Below are 19,410 nucleotides of genomic sequence, written 5' to 3' on the forward strand. Positions count from 1 at the left end.
TAGCAAGCTGACACAGGTAAGTGATAATTTGCTGTTTTAACCATTTCGAGGTATTCATGTCCACACAACAACTCAACAACCCAAGTGCCCCTGACGATAGCGTTGCCTCGCAACAAGAGGGCTTTAGCTGGCGCATCTTTGGCCCAGGCATTTTGATGGCGACTGCTGCCATTGGTGGTTCGCATTTGATTTCATCAACACAGGCGGGTGCTATCTATGGCTGGCAATTGGCTATTATGATTGTATTGGCCAACGTGTTTAAGTATCCGTTTTTTCGCTTTGCAACTGACTATGTCTACGATACTGGCGAGAGTTTGATTGCAGGCTATGCCAAACGCTCAAAGGTATATCTTTGGGTATATTTTATTCTTTCTATCTTGTCAGCGGTTATTAGTACGGGTGCGGTTTCACTTATTGCGGCCGTAATTTTGGGCTTTATGTTGCCAGCCTCACTTGGTCTGTCGACAATGGCGTTATCTCTCATTATCGTCGCGGTCTCTTGGTTCTTTTTGATTGCAGGGCATTATAAGTTGCTCGATGGCGTGACTAAGTGGATTATGATTGCGCTTACCACGGCTACCGTTGCTGCAGTTATCATTGCAGCTGGCAAGCCAACCGTTATGGCAGTAGATTTTGTGGCGGCTTCTCCTTGGAATTTAGCCACGTTGGGATTCATCGTAGCACTCATGGGCTGGATGCCAGCACCGCTTGAGTTTGCTGCAATTACCTCTATGTGGACCTCTGCCAAAGTCAAAGCGGATCACACCACGCATAGCCAAGGCTTGTTAGATTTTAACGTTGGCTATGCAGTCTCAGCGATATTGGCCTTGTTCTTCTTATCGTTAGGCGTGTTTGTCCAGTACGGATCAGGACAAGAGATTGAGTTGGTCGGCGGTGCTTATATCAACCAGTTGATCAATATGTATACCGCAACCATTGGTGAATGGTCGAAATTGCTGGTCGCTTTCGTCGCCTTTATGTGTATGTTCGGCACAACCATCACCTGTGCTGATGGCTATGGACGCGCTAATGCTGAATGCTGGCGCCTGCTAAAAGGTGAAAGCGAAATCAATAAAAAGCAGATCGCTTTTTGGACGACCTATGCTATCGGTGGTGGTCTAGTAATTATCACTTTCTTCACAGGACAACTAGGCGCTATGCTTAAATTTGCCATGATATCGGCGTTCGTCTCTGCGCCTATTTTTGGTTGGTTAAACTACTCATTGGTTAAAAAGCATAAGAAACTGTCAGCAGGTATGAATGCTCTGTCTATCGCGGGTCTAATATTCTTGGCAGGCTTCGCATTATTGTTCTTGGCCAATCTTGCAGGTCTATTTGCTTAAGCTTTTGCTTACTATAAGACTCAGCACTTAACAATCTTATTTAAGCGAAACATAAGCCCTAATAGCCTAGCTGTTGGGGCTTTTTGATGATTGTCGTTAAATTAATAAAACAGTAATCATGAATTAGCAAACTTAGTAATTGTAACTAAATGTAAAAAATAGAAGGTTTTAAAAGCTGTAATTTTAAGCAATATGAATACTTATCATAGGAAATTACCAATAAATGCATAATGCTATTTGAATTATAAATACTATTAAATATACTACATTTAATTATTATTTAAATTAAATATTAATTGAGAACTCAAACTTTTCAGGCATGAATAATTGAGTATAATCAGCTACAACAATTAGAATATTTTCCCTCCATGTAAGGACAATCATATGACCTCATCTTCAGCAGGCGCGCGCTTTCGCAGTGCTCTCACTCAAAAAAATGATAACAACCAGCCATTACAGATTGCAGGCGCTATCAATGCCTATACAGCGATGATGGCGACCCAAGTTGGTCATCAAGCGTTGTATCTCTCTGGTGCTGGCGTGGCCAATGCGTCATTTGGCTTGCCTGATCTTGGTATGACCAGCCTTGATAACGTACTAGAAGATGCTCGCCGTATCACTGATGCAGTCGATACCCCACTGCTTGTCGATATCGATACGGGCTTTGGTGGCGCATTTAACATCGCTCAAACTATCAGAAAAATGGAAAAAGCAGGCGTCGCGGCAGTACATATCGAAGACCAAGTGGCGCAGAAACGTTGTGGTCATCGCCCCAACAAAGAAATCGTTAGTATCTCAGAGATGGTTGATCGTCTAAAAGCGGCGTTGGACGCAAAAACTGACCCTGACTTTGTAGTGATGGCTCGTACAGATGCCCTATCAGTAGAAGGTTTGGACGCTGCTGTTGAACGTGCCGTTGCCTTCCAAGAAGCGGGCGCAGATATGATCTTTGCAGAAGCGCTGACCGATATCGAGATGTATCGTAAGTTCACTGATGTACTCGATATTCCAGTACTGGCAAACATGACAGAGTTTGGTCAGACAGATCTATATACCACTGATCAGTTGTATAGTGTGGGTGTCGAGATGGTGCTATATCCACTATCCGCTTTCCGCGCTATGAACAAAGCAGCATTGAACGTTTATCAGCATTTGTTAGATGATGGTACACAAGACAAAGTCGTTGATACCATGCAGACTCGTATGGAGCTCTATGATTTCTTGAACTATCATGAGTTTGAGCAGACACTAGACAAGCTATTTGCTGATAATAAGTAGTTAATAACTAATAATTGCCAAGTAGCAACGCCGAAACGATAAACCACCTCTGTGTGCTTTATCGTTTCAAAACCCGTCTTCATTTACCTTTAGGTTATTTATGCCATTTTCTACTGCTCATACGGTTGTCAAATCCTCACTACTTAGTAGCACGCTTGCGGCGCTGTTATTCATGACAGGCTGTGATAAAACACCAGAAAACGTCGACGATACTACCAGTGATACGAGCGAGACTGTGGTTAGCGAAAGCGAAACTGATGCTCAAAATGACTTGATCATGACGACGATTACATTAGATACCGTCAACAGCCTATTGTTTGCACCAATTATCAATAGCGGCGCGCTCAGTGAAGAGCAAGTCAGCTGCCTCGAGTCACGTGACAAAGACTTGGGTAAAGCGGAAGTCGATCGTTTTTATAAGAGTCAGTTTACTGATGCAGAGTTAAAAGAATTAGATGACTTTTATACGTCGGATGTGGGTAAAAAATTACTTGCTTTTGGCAATGAGCAATTGCGCGTTATGAATGGCGAAGAGGTGGCAACGCCAATGGCTGACCCTACCCCAGAAGAAATGACTGAAATTCAGACATTTATGGAGTCACCACTAGGTGCCAAGTATATGAAGATCAATAATGCAGAAGGCGAAGGCAGCGCAATGGAAGTCTTAAATGGCCCTATTGAAGCTGAGTTTGAGCGCTGTAAGGTCGATTTAGACGGCCCACAGCCTGAACAGCCTGCATAACGCTAAACTGGCGCTATAGTCAGTCATTAACCAATAAATTTATTATCAGAAACACCGTTTTCACTCAAAAAAGCTACCAACAAAAGGAATGTAAACATGGCAGCACAAAAAGAACTTTCAGGCGCAGGTCTACGTGGACAAGTCGCTGGTAAAACCTCTTTATCTACCGTTGGCAAATCAGGCTCTGGTCTGACCTATCGCGGTTATGATGTATCAGAGCTGGCAGATAAATGTATTTTTGAAGAAGTGGCGTATTTGCTGTTATACGGCAACTTGCCTACTCAAAGTGAGCTTGATGCCTATCAAGCCAAACTCAAAAGCTTGCGTGGCTTACCACAAGCATTAAAAGACGTACTTGAACGTATCCCAGCTGATGCGCATCCAATGGACGTGCTACGTACGGGCTGCTCTATGCTTGGCAACCTTGAGACCGAAACTGATTTTGCTCAGCAAAACGATCAAACTGACCGTATGCTAGCGGCCTTCCCATCGATTATCAACTATTGGTATCGTTTTACCCATGACAATGTACGTATCGAGACCGATACAGATGATGCCACGATTGGCGGACATTTCTTACATTTGCTCAAAGGCGAAAAACCAAACGAGCTACACGAAAAAGTAATGAACGTCTCGCTTATCCTTTATGCAGAGCATGAGTTCAATGCTTCGACCTTTACCGCTCGTGTGTGTGCATCTACCTTATCTGACATTCATTCTTGTATCACTGGTGCAATCGGTTCACTACGCGGTCCATTGCATGGCGGTGCGAATGAAGCGGCGATGGATATGATTGAAGGCTTTAGCTCACCTGATGAAGCTGAAGAAGAAATGATGGGTATGCTGGCTCGTAAAGACAAAATCATGGGCTTTGGTCATGCGATCTATAGCGAGTCAGACCCGCGTAACGTTGTGATTAAGGGTTGGGCTGAGAAGCTAGCTGCTGATGTTGGTGATGAAGTGTTATACCCAGTGTCAGTACGCTGTGAAGAGGTCATGTGGCGTGAGAAAAAACTGTTCTGTAATGCTGACTTTTTCCATGCATCAGCCTATCACTTCATGGGTATCCCAACCAAACTGTTCACACCTATTTTTGTCTGCTCACGTCTGACTGGTTGGGCAGCTCATGTATTTGAGCAACGTGCTAACAACCGTATCATTCGCCCAAGTGCTGAATACACGGGTGAAGAGCTGCGCCCAGTACCGGATATGAGTGCGCGTTAAGTTGATTTCTTTTAAGTAGCTATTGTTACGTACTTACTATCAGCTAGCGGCAGTGCTAGCTGATACAGGTATGATGATTGAGCCTTGCTATGATCTCTGCAGGTTTAATCGTCATACGCTATCTTTTTTATAGACCACGCCCTTTTAATTTTCGATATCGCTTCTTTAGCAAAGCCTACAAAAGCAAACGATGATTTTGCTAAAGGAATGAATTTTTACCCAATATCCACGCTTAACTACTTATTATAATTAGCCAACAGCCAAAGGTGACTTATGGACAACGCCCTAGTACAACCAATGAACGAACAATTCAAGAAGCCACTTCCCGGTACTGACCTTTATTACTTTGACACCCGCGAAGCCGTCGAGAGTATCGAAGCTGGCGCGTATGACAAACTACCATTTTGCTCAAAAGTATTGTGCGAAAACCTAGTACGCCGTTGCCCACCAGAAGAGTTGACCGATGCGCTAAAGCAGCATATCGAAGGCAAGCAAGATCTAGATTTTCCTTGGTACCCTGCCCGCGTCGTTTGTCATGATATCTTGGGACAGACGGCCTTTGTTGATTTGGCAGGCCTACGTGATGCTATCGCTGAGCAAGGCGGTGATCCGTCTAAGGTAAACCCTATCGTGCCAACTCAGCTTATCGTTGACCATTCATTGGCCGTTGAGCACGCAGGCTTCGAAGACGACGCGTTTGAGAAAAACCGTGCGATTGAAGAGCGCCGCAACGATGACCGTTTTCACTTTATCAACTGGTGTCAGTATGCTTTTGACAATGTGAACGTCGTACCGCCGGGTAACGGCATCATGCATCAGATTAATCTAGAAAAAATGTCACCTGTCGTACAGGTCGTGCACAATAAAGCTGGTGAAGAAGTCGCGTTTGCCGATACATTGGTTGGTACTGATAGCCACACGCCGATGGTCGATGCACTAGGTGTAATCTCGATCGGTGTTGGCGGTCTAGAAGCCGAAAGCGTCATGCTGGGTAACCCATCCTATATGCGCCTGCCTGATTATGTGGGTGTCAAATTAACGGGCAAATTGCAAAAAGGCATCACTGGTACGGATCTCGTACTGGCGATGACTGAGTTCTTACGCGACGCAGGTGTGGTCTCTACCTATATCGAATTCTTCGGTGACGGTGCACGCCAGCTAAGTGTCGGTGACCGCGCTTCTATCTCCAACATGACGCCTGAATATGGTGCCACTGCCGCGATGTTCTATATCGATGAGCAAACCACTGACTATCTGCGTTTGACTGGTCGCTCTGAAGAGCAGATTAAATTGGTTGAGCAATATGCCAAGCAAACTGGCTTATGGGCTGACGGCATGGAAAAAGCCGAATACGCACGCGTCCTTGAGTTTGATTTGTCATCAGTGGTACGTAATATGGCAGGCCCTTCGCGCCCACATGCCCGTGTATCGACTACGGACTTGGTTGCCAAAGGTATCGCTCATGGCGCTGACGAAAAATTGCCTGAACCTAAAGACGGTCTCATGCCAGATGGCGCGGTTATTATCGCTGCTATTACCAGCTGTACCAATACTTCAAACCCACGCAATATGGTTGCCGCAGGCCTCGTCGCCCGTAATGCTAATGCCAAGGGCTTATTGCGTAAACCTTGGGTGAAATCTTCACTAGCACCCGGCTCAAAAACCGTCAAGATGTACCTAGAAGAAGCAGGGCTGATGCCAGAATTGCAAGAAATTGGCTTTGACGTAGTCGGCTTCGCTTGTACCACGTGTAATGGCATGAGCGGTGCGCTAGACCCTGATATCGAAAAAGAAATCATCGACAATGATTTATTTACCACAGCAGTGCTCTCTGGTAACCGTAACTTCGACGGTCGTATCCATCCGTATGCCAAGCAAGCATTTTTGGCATCGCCGCCACTGGTTATTGCTTATGCCATCGCTGGTAACATCCGCTTTGATATCGAAAAAGACTCATTGGGCAAAGACAAAGACGGCAATGACGTCTATCTAAAAGACATCTGGTTTGATGATGAAGAAGTGGATGCCATTGTTGCTGCTGCTGTTAAGCCTGAGCAATTCAATGCCGTATATATCCCAATGTTTGATGAAGCCAAAAAAGACACAGGTAAGGCACTAAGCCCATTATATGACTGGCGTGAAATGACCACTTATATCCGCCGTCCGCCGTACTGGGAAGGCAAAATGGCTAAGAAAAATAAACTGACGGGCCTACGTCCGCTTGCTATCCTTGGTGATAACATCACAACCGACCATATGTCACCATCAAACGCCATTCTTGGCTCATCAGCAGCTGGCGAATACCTCGATACCATGGGCTTGCCTGCTGAGGACTATAACTCATACGCAACCCATCGTGGCGACCATTTAACCGCGCAACGCGCCACCTTTGCCAACCCTAAGCTATTGAACGAAATGGTACGTGATGAAGATGGCGAAGTTGTCCAAGGCTCACTGGCGCGCGTCGAGCCAGAAGGTCAAGTCATGCGCATGTGGGAAGCGATTGAAACCTACATGAACCGTGAGCAGCCGCTTATCATCATCGCAGGTGATGGCTATGGTCAAGGCTCAAGCCGTGACTGGGCTGCCAAAGGTGTCCGTCTCGCTGGCGTAGAAGCAGTCGTCGCTGAGGACTTTGAGCGTATTCATCGTCAAAACTTAGTTGGCATGGGCGCGCTACCTCTACAGTTCGAAGAAGGCACCAATCGTCATACGCTAAATATTAGTGGTTCAGAAACCTTTGATGTCACAGGTGAAGTCTCTGCTGGCGGGTTGATGACGTTGGTAATCCATCGTACTGATGGCACCACTACTGAAACGCCAATTATCTGCCGCTTAGATACTGCTGACGAAGTAAAAATGTACAACGCTGGCGGTATGCTACAACGCTTTGCTAAAGAGTTTATCGAAGGTACGCTGGATATTGTCTAAGGTTATCCTGTAGTTTTTAGTGTGATAAGCAGCAAAGTATAAAAGTCGCCGATGTTGTATAACCTTATATGACGTCGGCTTTTATTTGCTTTTGCGTTCTATACACTGAGTTTTGTTACTTACTCCTAAGTACTAGATAGCAGCTAAATATTGAGTTTGCTTAACCAATGGCGTAATATGTACCATATATTGTACAAATCATGAAGCGTATTATGAAAGGAGTAAACCATGAGAGTCGTTAGTTTTTCAGAAGCCAGAAAGCATCTAAAATCTGTCCTAGATACGGTAAACGATGATGCCAATGCCACTATCGTAACCCGCCGTGACGCTGATGATGCCGTTGTGATGTCACTTGATTACTACAATAGCCTGATGGAAACCGTCTATCTACTAAAATCTCCTGCCAATGCAGCGCACTTAGCGGACTCTATTGCCCAATATAAAGCTGGCAAGACGGTTACGCGTGAGCTAATAGATACGGTAGAAGATAGTGATAAAGGTGATGGTAGCAGCGATAATAATGAGCATACGGATAGCGATATTGAGAGTGCTTGAACTCAAAGACTGTAATCCATCCAAAGGAAAAGGGTCTAACAATGAGTGAACAACTAGCATGGACAGATGCTGCGTGGAAAGACTACCTGTACTGGCAAACGCAGGACAAAAAAACACTCAAACGTATTAACAAACTCATCACCGAATGTAAGCGTAATCCGTTTGAAGGCATTGGCAAGCCTGAACCCCTAAAAGAAAATCTATCTGGATTTTGGTCAAGACGCATCGATGACGCCAATCGGTTGGTATATGCCGTCGATGATAACTATCTGACGATTATCTCTTGTCGCTATCATTATTAACGAGCACTCTTAATCATGCATGTTTACTTGCTGATGGCAGTATACCCAATCTTATAACAATATAAAAAGGACTTAATACAGTGACCCAAACCAATTCTAAATCAACACCCTCTTTCACCCCGCAACTATTTGTCCCCGCTACTTATATGCGCGGTGGTACTTCAAAGGGAACATTCTTTAAACTGTCTGACTTACCTGAGCGCTGCCAAGTCGCTGGCGAATCACGTGATAACTTCCTATTACGTGTCATCGGTAGCCCAGATCCTTACGGTAAGCAGATTGATGGTTTAGGTAATGGTAGCTCTAGTACATCAAAAACGGTAATTTTATCGGCCTCTGACAGACCAGACCACGATGTGAATTATCTGTTTGGACAAGTTAATATCGCCAAGCCTATGATTGATTGGGCGGGTAACTGTGGCAACTTAACTGCGGCCGTTGGCGCCTGTGCGATTAATATGGGTCTAGTCGATGCTGACAAGATTGCTAACAGCATTGACGACAATGCAGATAGCGGTATTTGTGAAGTACGCATTTGGCAAGAAAATATTGGTAAAACCATCATTGCCCATGTGCCAGTCTATAAAGATGCAGATGACAAAGTACAGGTTCAAGAGACAGGTGATTTTGAATTAGACGGTGTCACCTTCCCAGCAGCTGAAGTCAAAATTGAGTTTATCGATCCGGTTGATGCCACCAGCGACATGTTCCCGACGGGCAATTTGGTCGATGATTTCGATGTATCAGGCTGCGGTTTAAATACCGATAGCGTCAAAGCGACCTTTATTAGCGCTGGTATCCCAACCATCTTTATGAAAGCAGAAGATTTAGGCTTTACGGGTACTGAATTACAAGGCGACATCAATAGCGATGGTGAGCTACTTGCCAAACTTGAGAAAATCCGTGCCACAGGCGGCGTAGCGATGGGATTATTTAAAGACGTGAGCGAGGCACAGACCAGCCAACACATTCCTAAAGTCGCTTGGGTAGATGCAGCACAGAGCTATACCGCCTCTAGTGGTAAGTCGGTCGATGCAGGTGAGATTGATTTAGTGGTACGTGCCATGAGTATGGGGCAATTGCATCATGCCATGATGGGTACAGCAGCAGTCGCTATTGCCGCCGCAGCAACCACACAAGGAACCTTAGTAAATGAGGCCGCTGGTGGTCAGAAGTTCGATGAAGTACGTTTTGGCCATCCATCAGGTACATTGCTCGTCGGTGGAAAAACCGAACTGGTAGATGGACGCTGGCAAGCCAAAAAAGTGTCGATGAGCCGCTCAGCAAGGCGTATTATGGTGGGTGAAGTTTTTGTGCCAGCGGATGCGTTTTAAGCGTAGACACGGCTTATTTTAATTTGCGATAGAGTTTTATGCCAACATCTCCCCAGCCACGCCGTGTGCAATTAGACAAGAAAGCTCCCGTCGAGAAAAAAGAACGGCGGGCGCTGCTGTGGGATATTCTAAAAAAACTGGCGGTATTTGCTAAACCTTATCGCCTGCTTATTATTGCTACCTTAGTGCTGACCGCCCTAGGCTCCTTTACCGCGCAGGTCAATGCGTTTGTACTACGTTATACCGTTGATACGTTAACCGAAATTGCTACGCTTGCCGAGCCATGGCAAGCAGGTCTGCGTATGTTAGGTATTATTAGCGCGGTCCTTCTGACCAAAGAGATCCTGTCGATATTCATCTCTTTTGGTCAGCGTTTTTTTGGTGAAAAAATTCGTATCAACTTATCTCGTGACTTGTCCCAAAAAATCATTGAGCGCATCCTTACCTATCGCATGGCGTTTTATACCAGCAGTGAAAACGACAGTGGTAAATTGCAAACTCGTATTGATTATGGGGTCAGCAGTTTAACCAGCCTCGTGCAAAACTTCTTTATCGACATGCTGCCGTTATTTGCCAATGCGATTGTGGCACTTATCATCATGTTTTCGACCAATTTTTGGGTTGGCATGGTCGGTCTTATTATCATACCCATTTACTTCTTTATCAGTCAAAAGCAAGCACGCCGTCTGCAAGGGTTTCGTCGGCAGATGCGTGGGTTTCGAGAAGCCAAAAGCGGTTTGGTGATCTCTTTGATTAATTCAATTAGCGTGGTGAAATCCTTTGTCCGTGAGTCCATTGAGGCTGATAAGCACTTAGCCATTCAAAAAGAAATGACTGACAACCAGCTGCGCATTCGTAGTATTGGCTTTATTTATGATGCCATCAAAACCTTTATCGAGCAGATTGGTGTGGTGGTTATCATCCTTCTCACCGCTTATTTTGTGCTAAAAGGCGAGATGACCATTGGCATGATTTTGTTTCATGTCATGCTGTTTCAAAACGTCGCCGCCCCTATCCGTCAATTACACCGCATCTACGACCAGATTAATAATGCATTGACCTATGCCGAAGGTTTTTTCGATATTTTAGAAGACGATAAACAAGTCGAAAACATCGATGGTATCAGTAGCGAAAACCTCAAAGGTCACATCGAGCTTAAAAACGTTGATTTTACCTATCCTAATGGCACGCAAGCGCTAAAAAACGTTAGCTTTACCATCAAGCCTAATCGTATCACCGCGTTAGTTGGCCTTTCTGGCGCAGGCAAGAGCACGATTATCAATCTATTGGTCAAGTTCTATGCCCCAGACGCTGGCACGATTTGCCTAGATGGACATGATTTGGCTGACTGTGATACCCATGAGTTGCGTCAGCGCATCGGCCTAGTACTACAGAGCAATCATATTTTTTCGGGTACGATTAGTGAAAATATCCGTTATGGCAATATGAATGCTAGCGAAGATGACATCATCGTGGCTGCAAAAAAAGCTTCGATACATGAACAAATCGTCGCCTTGACAGACGGCTACGAGAGTACTGCCAAGTCGTTATCAGGTGGGCAGCAGCAGCGTATCGCGCTGGCAAGGATGTTTTTAAAAGATCCGCCGATTGTGTTTTTGGACGAGCCGACCGCCAGTCTCGATGCTATCGCCAGTCAACAGGTTAAAAAAAGCCTTGATCTGATCAAAAAAGATCGTACCGTTATTATGGTTTCGCACAATATTGCTCAGATTATCGACGCCGATGATCTGGTAGTCATAGAGAATGGCGAAGTGGTTGAGACAGGTACCCATGAGGTACTTTATGCCCAACGCGGCAAATACTTTGAGATATTTAGCGCCATGTCTGATAGCTTAAATTTAGACAAAATCAGCCAGACCCTAAAGGGTTAGGAATGGTTAATGACTGCCTAAATCGTTATAATGCCCCTATTTTACCGCCTATTGCCAGAAGCTTGCCCATTATGAATTGTGAATTTTCTATCAAAACCTTTGATGAGCTGACCTCAGTTGACCTTTACCATATCCTAAAAGCACGCTCGCAGGTTTTTGTCGTCGAACAAAACTGTGCCTATCAAGATATGGATGAAGTTGATTTTGATTGCTTGCACCTAATCGCTCATCAAAATGCAGCATTGGTGGGCTATTGTCGTATCATTCCACCTGAGTTTAATAAGCTAAAATCCAATCTATCGGTTGCTGACCCTACCATTAAGACCAACCACACTGCGATGCCTGCCATCGGTAGAGTGCTTGTGCTATCGGAGCATAGAGGTGATGGCCTAGCACGGCAGATGATGAATCAGGCTATTGCACAGTGCCGAAAAAAGTACGGTAAAAAGCGTCCGATTATCATCTCAGCACAGGTTTACTTACTGAGTTTTTACGAGTCGTTAGGTTTTGTGCCTGAAGGCGAGCATTATCTCGAGGACAATATCGAGCATGTAAAAATGGTGCTATACGTTGCAAAGAAAAACAAAATCAAAAAAGAGAGTACGGATACTGCATCAACCACGACTAAAGTTTTAAGTTTCCTGCTGTTTATCATGGCCGCTTTGTTTGTTTTAGGTCTGTTGTACTTAATGATTTAGATCGCTGCTAACGTCTTAATTCTTAACATAATTCAAATTGGTTGTTCTATATTGAGTATGCTACTTTTAAATGATGATTCCTTTAAAAGGATGGCTGAGATAATCAGTCAAGGAAGTAGTACACTCAGGATGAGGTAACAACCATGTCAACTACCAATTCAAATATCAATGATGCGACGGTAGAGAGTAACGTCCGTCCAGAATATGACGATGAAATTCAAAAAATTGCCGATTACGTTCTCAACTATTCAATAGACGAGCAGTCCCCAAACCCTACTGATGCGTGGAATACCGCGCGCCACTGTCTAATGGACACGCTTGGCTGTGGTCTATTGGCATTGCGCTTCCCTGAGTGTACCAAGCACTTGGGGCCTGATTGCCCTGATCAAATAACGCCGCATGGCGCTCGCGTCCCTGGCACCTCCTATAGACTAGACCCCATCAAAGCCGCTTTTGATATTGGCTGTATGGTGCGCTGGCTTGACTATAACGATACGTAGCTTGCTGCCGAATGGGGCCATCCTTCTGATAATCTGGGTGGTATCTTAGCGGTTGCCGACTATATTAGTCAAAAAAATATCAGCCAAGGACAAGCACCATTAACCATGAGAGCCGTGCTTGAAGCCATGATCATGGCGCATGAGATTCAAGGTGTACTGGCACTAGAAAACTCATTCAATCGTGTGGGGCTCGATCATGTGTTCTTGGTCAAGTTGGCGTCAACCGCCGTCGTTGCAAAATTTTATCAGCTGCCCCGTGAGCGCATCATGGCAGCGATTTCACAAGCAATCGTCGATGGTCAGGCACTGCGCACCTATCGTCATGCACCCAATGCTGGCAGCCGAAAATCATGGGCGGCAGGTGATGCGACCAGTCGTGCGGTACGTCTGGTTGATATAACGGCGCGCGGTGAAATGGGTATCCCTGGCGCATTAACTGCACCGCAGTGGGGATTCTATGATGTGCTATTCAGCCATACCAATAAGGATCTAGCGACAAAGCCTGAAGGCGAACGTCGTTTTAAATTTCAGCGAGATTTTGGTAGTTATGTGATGGAAAACATCTTATTTAAAATAAGCTTTCCTGCTGAGTTTCATGCTCAGACCGCTTGTGAAGCCGCAGTCATTTTGCACCCACACGTAAAAGACAGAATTGACGATATCGACAAAATCGTCCTGACTACCCATGACTCAGCGATTCGCATCATTTCAAAAGAAGGCGCGCTTGCCAATCCAGCAGATAGAGATCACTGCTTGCAGTATATGGTGGCTGTGCCGCTGCTGACAGGCGATCTAATGGCAGAGAACTATGAAGACGACTATCACGAGCAGCATTTGTCAATCGATGAGCTACGTAGCAAGATGGTTGTAGAAGAAAACGCGCAGTATTCAAAAGACTATCATGACCCAAGCAAGCGCTCTATTGCCAACGCCATTCAAGTATTTTTTACAGATGGTAGCAGTACAGAAAAAGTGGCTGTTGAATATCCTATCGGGCATAAACGCCGCCGCGCTGAGGGCATCCCTGTACTGGAAGCTAAATTCCGCGCCAGTCTAGCCACTCGTTTTATCGAAAGTCGCTGTCAGCAGATCATTGAATTGTTTGACGATCAAGAAAAGCTTACGCAAACACCGGTAAATGAGTTTATGGATTTATTTATGGCTTACTAACTAGGGCTGATTAACGGCGCATCTTTTATGGTCTTATTTAGCGAATATACCTACTACCAAGGTATGAGCTCTCCCGCCCAATCGACAAAGCTGCCTGATTGAGCAACTGTCATACCTGATAGCACATCTAATAAGCACTCCGCGCTATACGCTGGTGAGAACAGATGTCCTTCAGCGACATTGCCTTGGAACGGTGCGGAGAGTTGGGTGTCAACAGTGCCTGGTTGCATGACAACCACGCAGACGTCTTTTAGTGACCTACCCCATTCGATACTTAGATTTTTCATGCCCATATTAAGCGCCGCCTTACTCATTCTATAGCTATACCAACCGCCAAGCTGATTGTCAGTAATACTGCCAACACGGGCTGATATGGTCGCAAAAATCGCTGGATTCTCAGCGCTGCGTTTAGCTTTGGCGAATAATGGCTTAATGTGCTTGGCGATGAGCAATCCTGCTAGCGCATTGATTTGCATATTTTGCAAAAAAAACTCGGTATCCATTTGTCGCAGCGCTTTCTCTGGCTGCGCGGTATCTGTATGCAATAACCCCACGCAGTTAATGACCCAATCTATATGACCGACTGTCTGCTTGATGGTATCAGCCGCTTTTTCGATGCTGTCCTCATCGCTGATATCCATCGGTAGCCAGTGCAGATTTTCTGTTTCAACATTCGGTTCAGTGCGATGATAAGTGGCAAATATTTGTACACTATGGCTGTGATTGGCTTGCACCAGCTGTTGGACCATAGCTTGACCAATACCGCCTGTACCACCGATAATCAGGTAAATTTTGTCATTCATGTGATACTTTTCCTTGTTTATAAGTCTTTATTTATTTTGGCTGATTTTATGAGGGTTTGCTATAGTCAATATACGCTACAATAATTGCTAGCGATTAAACCGACGTTTTGTTGTATCTTATTTTTATATTGATGTTTTTATACGGATATCAGCGCCTTATGCTATCACCTCAAGACCAATTGACCGAGCTGGTACGTGCTTTAGAGACCGATCAGCACGTTTTTGCCACTGACCCGTTATTAATCACGGAAAAACTACAGGGCGAGGATGGCACGCCTATCCAAAAGCTGCATCGACGTGCATCACGTATAGATAGCAACGGGGCGCTTGCGCGTGTTCTAGGCAAGATTGATGGTCGTATAAAGGGCATCATGATTGTTATGAGCGTGGTGTGGTGTATCTCAGGTTTTTTGGGATTGTTCACTCTATTGCAGTCTAATGTTGTGAACTTCTTTTATGTGTTGGTCTGTCTACTTGGTTTTCATACCATTATGCTTGGCGGCTGGCTTGTCATGACCCTTATCAATCGAGATCAGCAATCACCCAGTTGGTTTGCCAGTTTTGTCAGTCCAAGTTATCTCATACGTGGTAAGGACGATGTGACCAAAGCGGCCGTCGATCTGTATGAACGCCAGTTGCAGCACAGCGGTATGCGTTGGTATTTGGGTAGATTTAGCCATCAGTTGTGGCTGGCTACCTTGACCGGTATGCTGCTTGCGATTATATTTTTGCTGGTTGTACGTCAGTATAGCTTTAGCTGGGAGTCAACCTTACTCTCTGATCAAGCGCTTGTGAGCTTGACTCAAGTATTAGGCTGGCTACCTAGTATGGTGGGATTTGGTGTGCCAGACAGTACAGCGATCGCACAGAGCAGGCTTGTCACCGAGGCGATGCCGCTGTCTGTTGCAAGGCAATGGGCAGGGTTACTAGTTGGTAGCTTGCTAATGTACGGCATTGTACCTCGAGCGATAGCATGGGCGTTCTGTGCATTGATGTTCCGCCGCAAAAAAATGCGTTTGGATATCAAACAGCCCTATTATCAAAAAATCCTAAACTTCTGGCAGCGGCACGTGGTGGATGCTGATGACTTTATAGAAGCGCTAGCCCCTATCGCCCCAAAAGCGACGGTCAGTGCGGGCAAGAAGTTAGTTGCGCTGCTTGAATACCCTGCAGATCAGGACAACTGGTGGCAGTCAGGGTTAGATAGCAGCCATCATGATTTTGACAAACATAGTCTTGAACACTCAAGCGAAGTTGAGAATTTTGGTATCGTTGATGATCGTGATGATATGACACGGCTTAAAAACTATCTAGATGCGCATCCGGTGCAAGTTTTACTTGGCATTCATAGCAATGCACTGCCCGACCGCGGTACGCTACGCAAACTCGATCAAATCGCTGCTCACGCAAAAGATGGGCTTATCGTACAACTGCTGGGAGATAACAGCGTTTCTGCGGAATTGACTGACGCTCGTACCGATGATGAGCCATTAGACAAACAAGCGGTTCGCTATCAACAGTGGCAAACGGCGCTTTCTGCACGAAAAATTGGCTTAGTTGATATAGATACTTAATACATTCTAATTTTTAATCTATTACTTTCAATCTGTTGTTCATATATGAACTTATCATTATGACTGGTATGATATACAATAAATAAATATTATAGGTCTATAACCTCAGGCAATCTTAAAGACTTATTGATATAACAGTTTAATAGCTGTGACGTCATATTAAGATAACAAGGATGTTTTATAGTGGCTAGGAGCCCAAGATGGCAGCAGACAATTCCCTTATGACCCTAGATCAGTATGGTCAACTATTGGATGGTTACCGAGAGGCGTTAAACCAAAGTATCTTAACGGCTGCGCCAGAGTCATGGCAGCCAATGCTGGCGAGCATTATGCCCGCGTATTGGCAAGAGTGGCTGCTTCCGCTGGCTGGCGGTCCATTTTTCTTGTTATTTTTGGCAGAATGGCTCTATCAGTCCAAGCGCGGCAATAGTAAAAGCTTTAGTTGGCTCCGTGCGATAACCAATTTTAGCTTAGGCGGCTCTTATTTAGGGTTTGAATTGATTGTCCAAGCGCTTATCGTCATACCTATCTGCTTATGGTTATATCAATATCGCTTATTTACTATTGAGGTGACATGGCTTACCGCCATCCCTATATTCGTCGCGGTTGAGTTCAGCTATTATTGGTTCCATCGCGCGTCACACCGTATGAATTGGTTTTGGTCAGCGCATGTCGTGCATCATTCAGATGACCATATGAATCTGTCCACCGCCATGCGTCAAAGCCTGCTGTACTCTGTAACGGGTTGGTGGTTGTTTTTTGTTCCGCTGATGATGCTAGGGGTTCATCCAGTCTGGGTATTCTTCTTTTATGCGTTAGATTTGATTTATCAATTCTTTATCCATACCGAAACCGTGGGGAAATTTCCAAAATGGGTTGAATATGTCTTTGATACCCCATCCAATCACCGCGCCCATCATGGCACCAATAACGAATATATTGACCAAAATTACGGCGGCGTTCTCATTATTTTTGATCGCTGGTTCGGCACCTATGTAGAAGAGGATACGGTCAACAACCCTGTCAAATATGGTGCCGTTGGTGAAGCCAGCCACGATAATATCATTAGCCTGATATTTGGGGTCTTTTACCGTATGTGGCAGCGGTTCTTTCGTGCCAAAGGGTTAAAGAAAAAGCTAAAGGTACTGCTGCGTCCACCTAGCGCTGTCTAATATAGTCAATTCTCTATAAATTGGATACGGTGTCAGTCTCGCTTAGCCTACTATTTGTAGTGCTTTCACTCGCCTTCCTTGTATCCAAATTATATTGAACCGACTAGAGCCTGATTATAAATGCGTGGACTACGATTTATGAACCGATACCCAGTCAGATTTGTTTTACAATAAATGGCTACTATGTGTTTTTGCCATCAATAAATATAAGACTTTACTATGAATAATGACAATAAAAATAATCATGCAGGTCTCTTTGCAGACAAGGCTTATGAGCCAACCCCTGATGTCTCAAGCACTCCTTCAGACAACACCTCAAAATCTACAGTAGCTCAGTCAATAGCTACTCAGGATAATCAACCTGTATCAACCGAAGCATCAGCAACGACAGCACCAGTGTCAAGGGTAACAAAGAAAACCATCGCCAGTGGTGAACCGCTCAAATTGGCCGTTGTTGGTCATACCAATACGGGTAAAACCTCTATACTGCGCACGTTATTGCGAGACGTATATTTTGGTGAAGTCAAAAACGAAGCTGCGACCACGCGTCACGTTGAGCAAGCACAGCTGACAGACAGTCGAACTGGTGAGGTGCTGGTAGCACTATACGATACGCCTGGTCTGGAAGATGCTTCAGGGCTTATGGACTGGCTAGAGGACAACACTGCCAGTCGCCGTGATGGTATTGAACGTCTGCAACAGTTTTTGGCGGCGGATGTCGCTCAAGGTTCAGACAGCTATGACTTGCCCTATGATTATAGTCAAGAAGCCAAAGTCATTCGTCAGCTGCTGACAAGTGATATGGCCATTTACGTGGTAGATGCTCGTGAGCCTGTATTGGGTAAATATAAAGACGAGCTATCGATTTTGTCTTGGGCTGCTATCCCCGTCATGCCTGTTTTTAATTTTACAGACAGCCAGAATGCTAATATCGACGACTGGCAAACGATGCTGGCAAGACGCAATCTGCATATTTCAACGCGTTTCGATTCGGTCGCGTTTGAGTTTGAAGATGAGATGCGCCTATGGAAAAACCTAGCCACCATGCTCACCCACTCTGAGATGCTTGAGCAGCTGATGCAACGTCGAACGGAAGACTGGGCTCAGCTGTATGATGAGGCCAATATCATCATCGCTGATTTTTTATTGAATGTTGCTGCCTTTGTGCGCGAGATCAATGAAGATGACGACCCACTGCCTGTACTACAGCAAATGCAAGAAGCGGTCAGGCAAAGTGAGCGTGCGATGCAGCATAACTTACTTAACCTTTATAAGTTTTATGACAATGCCGTCGCTGCAACGCCGCTTGAACTACAAGCCTATCAACAAGATCCTTTTGACCCTGAACTACTCAAAAGCTACGGTATTCGTACCACTTCTGGGGCAGCAGCTGGTGCGCTTCTAGGACTAGGTATCGATGCAGCAGCCCTAGGTACGACTCTGGGATTGGGTGCCGCTATAGGTGGTATTGCAGGCGGGCTGCTATCGAATACCAGCAGTATTGCCGATAGGATTACTGGGGTAAAACGCTTGTATATTGATCCTGCAACGTTAACATTGCTAGCCACGCGAGCATTAGACTTACTTACTGCATTACGCCATCGTGGTCATGCTGCTACAGATGCCACTCAGTTATTATATAAGGGCGAAAACAGCAGTCTTGGAACGTCGCGAACTGACGACAGTAGCCATGCAGATGAAGACAATAATCCAATTACGGTATGGCCAACTCATAAACTACCAAGTGAGCTCAAAAAAGCGCGTGGTAAACCACAATGGTCGTCGCTTAGCAGCGGTAAGTCCGAACAAGCTCAGTTATTACGCACAGACATGGCATGGTCGCTGTCAGGTAAACTACAGTCGTATAAGCGTGAGTCATAAATTACTAGCGA

General features: G+C 45.1%; 13 protein-coding genes and 2 pseudogenes. 14 read left to right on the forward strand and 1 reads right to left on the reverse strand.

Annotation, left to right across the window (positions count from 1 at the left end; all coding sequences use genetic code 11):
• Positions 1–56: 56 nt before the first annotated feature.
• The 11 genes and pseudogenes from ACI2IW_RS10250 (at position 57) to ACI2IW_RS10300 (ending at position 13,969) form a co-directional block, all read left to right on the forward strand.
• Complete coding sequence (locus ACI2IW_RS10250; protein WP_404693587.1) at positions 57–1,343, forward strand: NRAMP family divalent metal transporter; 1,287 nt, start codon at positions 57–59, stop codon at positions 1,341–1,343.
• Between the two features lie 384 nt (positions 1,344–1,727).
• Entirely contained in the window at positions 1,728–2,621 is an 894-nt protein-coding gene (gene prpB / locus ACI2IW_RS10255; RefSeq protein WP_114700000.1) for a methylisocitrate lyase, read from the forward strand.
• 100 nt (positions 2,622–2,721) lie between these two features.
• Positions 2,722–3,363 (forward strand): DUF2059 domain-containing protein, encoded by a 642-nt coding sequence (locus ACI2IW_RS10260; RefSeq protein WP_404693588.1) that lies wholly within the window; start codon positions 2,722–2,724, stop codon positions 3,361–3,363.
• Between the two features lie 96 nt (positions 3,364–3,459).
• Complete coding sequence (gene prpC, locus ACI2IW_RS10265; RefSeq protein WP_102090708.1) at positions 3,460–4,587, forward strand: 2-methylcitrate synthase; 1,128 nt, start codon at positions 3,460–3,462, stop codon at positions 4,585–4,587.
• A gap of 297 nt (positions 4,588–4,884) precedes the next feature.
• A complete protein-coding gene (gene acnD / locus ACI2IW_RS10270) occupies positions 4,885–7,518 on the forward strand; it encodes a Fe/S-dependent 2-methylisocitrate dehydratase AcnD (protein WP_404693604.1) in 2,634 nt (877 codons plus the stop codon).
• A 228-nt stretch (positions 7,519–7,746) separates the two neighbouring features.
• Positions 7,747–7,995 (forward strand): annotated as a pseudogene (locus ACI2IW_RS10275) (type II toxin-antitoxin system Phd/YefM family antitoxin); the annotation flags it as partial.
• Between the two features lie 119 nt (positions 7,996–8,114).
• Positions 8,115–8,375 carry a Txe/YoeB family addiction module toxin gene (locus ACI2IW_RS10280; protein ID WP_037025847.1) on the forward strand — a complete coding sequence of 87 codons (261 nt, stop codon included), beginning with the start codon at positions 8,115–8,117 and terminating at the stop codon, positions 8,373–8,375.
• A gap of 80 nt (positions 8,376–8,455) precedes the next feature.
• Positions 8,456–9,709: a 2-methylaconitate cis-trans isomerase PrpF gene (gene prpF / locus ACI2IW_RS10285; RefSeq protein ID WP_404693589.1), complete on the forward strand. Its 1,254-nt coding sequence runs from the start codon at positions 8,456–8,458 to the stop codon at positions 9,707–9,709.
• 38 nt (positions 9,710–9,747) lie between these two features.
• Positions 9,748–11,601 carry an ABC transporter ATP-binding protein gene (locus tag ACI2IW_RS10290; RefSeq protein ID WP_404693590.1) on the forward strand — a complete coding sequence of 618 codons (1,854 nt, stop codon included), beginning with the start codon at positions 9,748–9,750 and terminating at the stop codon, positions 11,599–11,601.
• A gap of 71 nt (positions 11,602–11,672) precedes the next feature.
• Positions 11,673–12,299 carry a GNAT family N-acetyltransferase gene (locus tag ACI2IW_RS10295; RefSeq protein WP_404693605.1) on the forward strand — a complete coding sequence of 209 codons (627 nt, stop codon included), beginning with the start codon at positions 11,673–11,675 and terminating at the stop codon, positions 12,297–12,299.
• A gap of 143 nt (positions 12,300–12,442) precedes the next feature.
• Positions 12,443–13,969 (forward strand): annotated as a pseudogene (locus ACI2IW_RS10300) (bifunctional 2-methylcitrate dehydratase/aconitate hydratase).
• A 53-nt stretch (positions 13,970–14,022) separates the two neighbouring features.
• Here ACI2IW_RS10300 and ACI2IW_RS10305 read toward each other — a convergent pair.
• Positions 14,023–14,772: an SDR family oxidoreductase gene (locus tag ACI2IW_RS10305; RefSeq protein WP_404693591.1), complete on the reverse strand. Its 750-nt coding sequence runs from the start codon at positions 14,770–14,772 to the stop codon at positions 14,023–14,025.
• A gap of 158 nt (positions 14,773–14,930) precedes the next feature.
• On the opposite strand from ACI2IW_RS10305, the gene ACI2IW_RS10310 reads away from it, so the two are divergent.
• From ACI2IW_RS10310 to ACI2IW_RS10320, 3 genes are all read left to right on the forward strand, one after another.
• Positions 14,931–16,346, forward strand: a complete 1,416-nt coding sequence (locus ACI2IW_RS10310) for a DUF2868 domain-containing protein (RefSeq protein WP_290176911.1) — start codon at positions 14,931–14,933, stop codon at positions 16,344–16,346.
• Between the two features lie 200 nt (positions 16,347–16,546).
• Complete coding sequence (locus ACI2IW_RS10315) at positions 16,547–17,518, forward strand: sterol desaturase family protein (protein ID WP_404693592.1); 972 nt, start codon at positions 16,547–16,549, stop codon at positions 17,516–17,518.
• Between the two features lie 219 nt (positions 17,519–17,737).
• Complete coding sequence (locus tag ACI2IW_RS10320) at positions 17,738–19,399, forward strand: DUF3482 domain-containing protein (RefSeq protein ID WP_404693593.1); 1,662 nt, start codon at positions 17,738–17,740, stop codon at positions 19,397–19,399.
• Positions 19,400–19,410 lie beyond the last annotated feature (11 nt).

It is taken from the genome of Psychrobacter sp. NPDC078501 (assembly GCF_044900935.1).
Lineage (GTDB): Bacteria > Pseudomonadota > Gammaproteobacteria > Pseudomonadales > Moraxellaceae > Psychrobacter.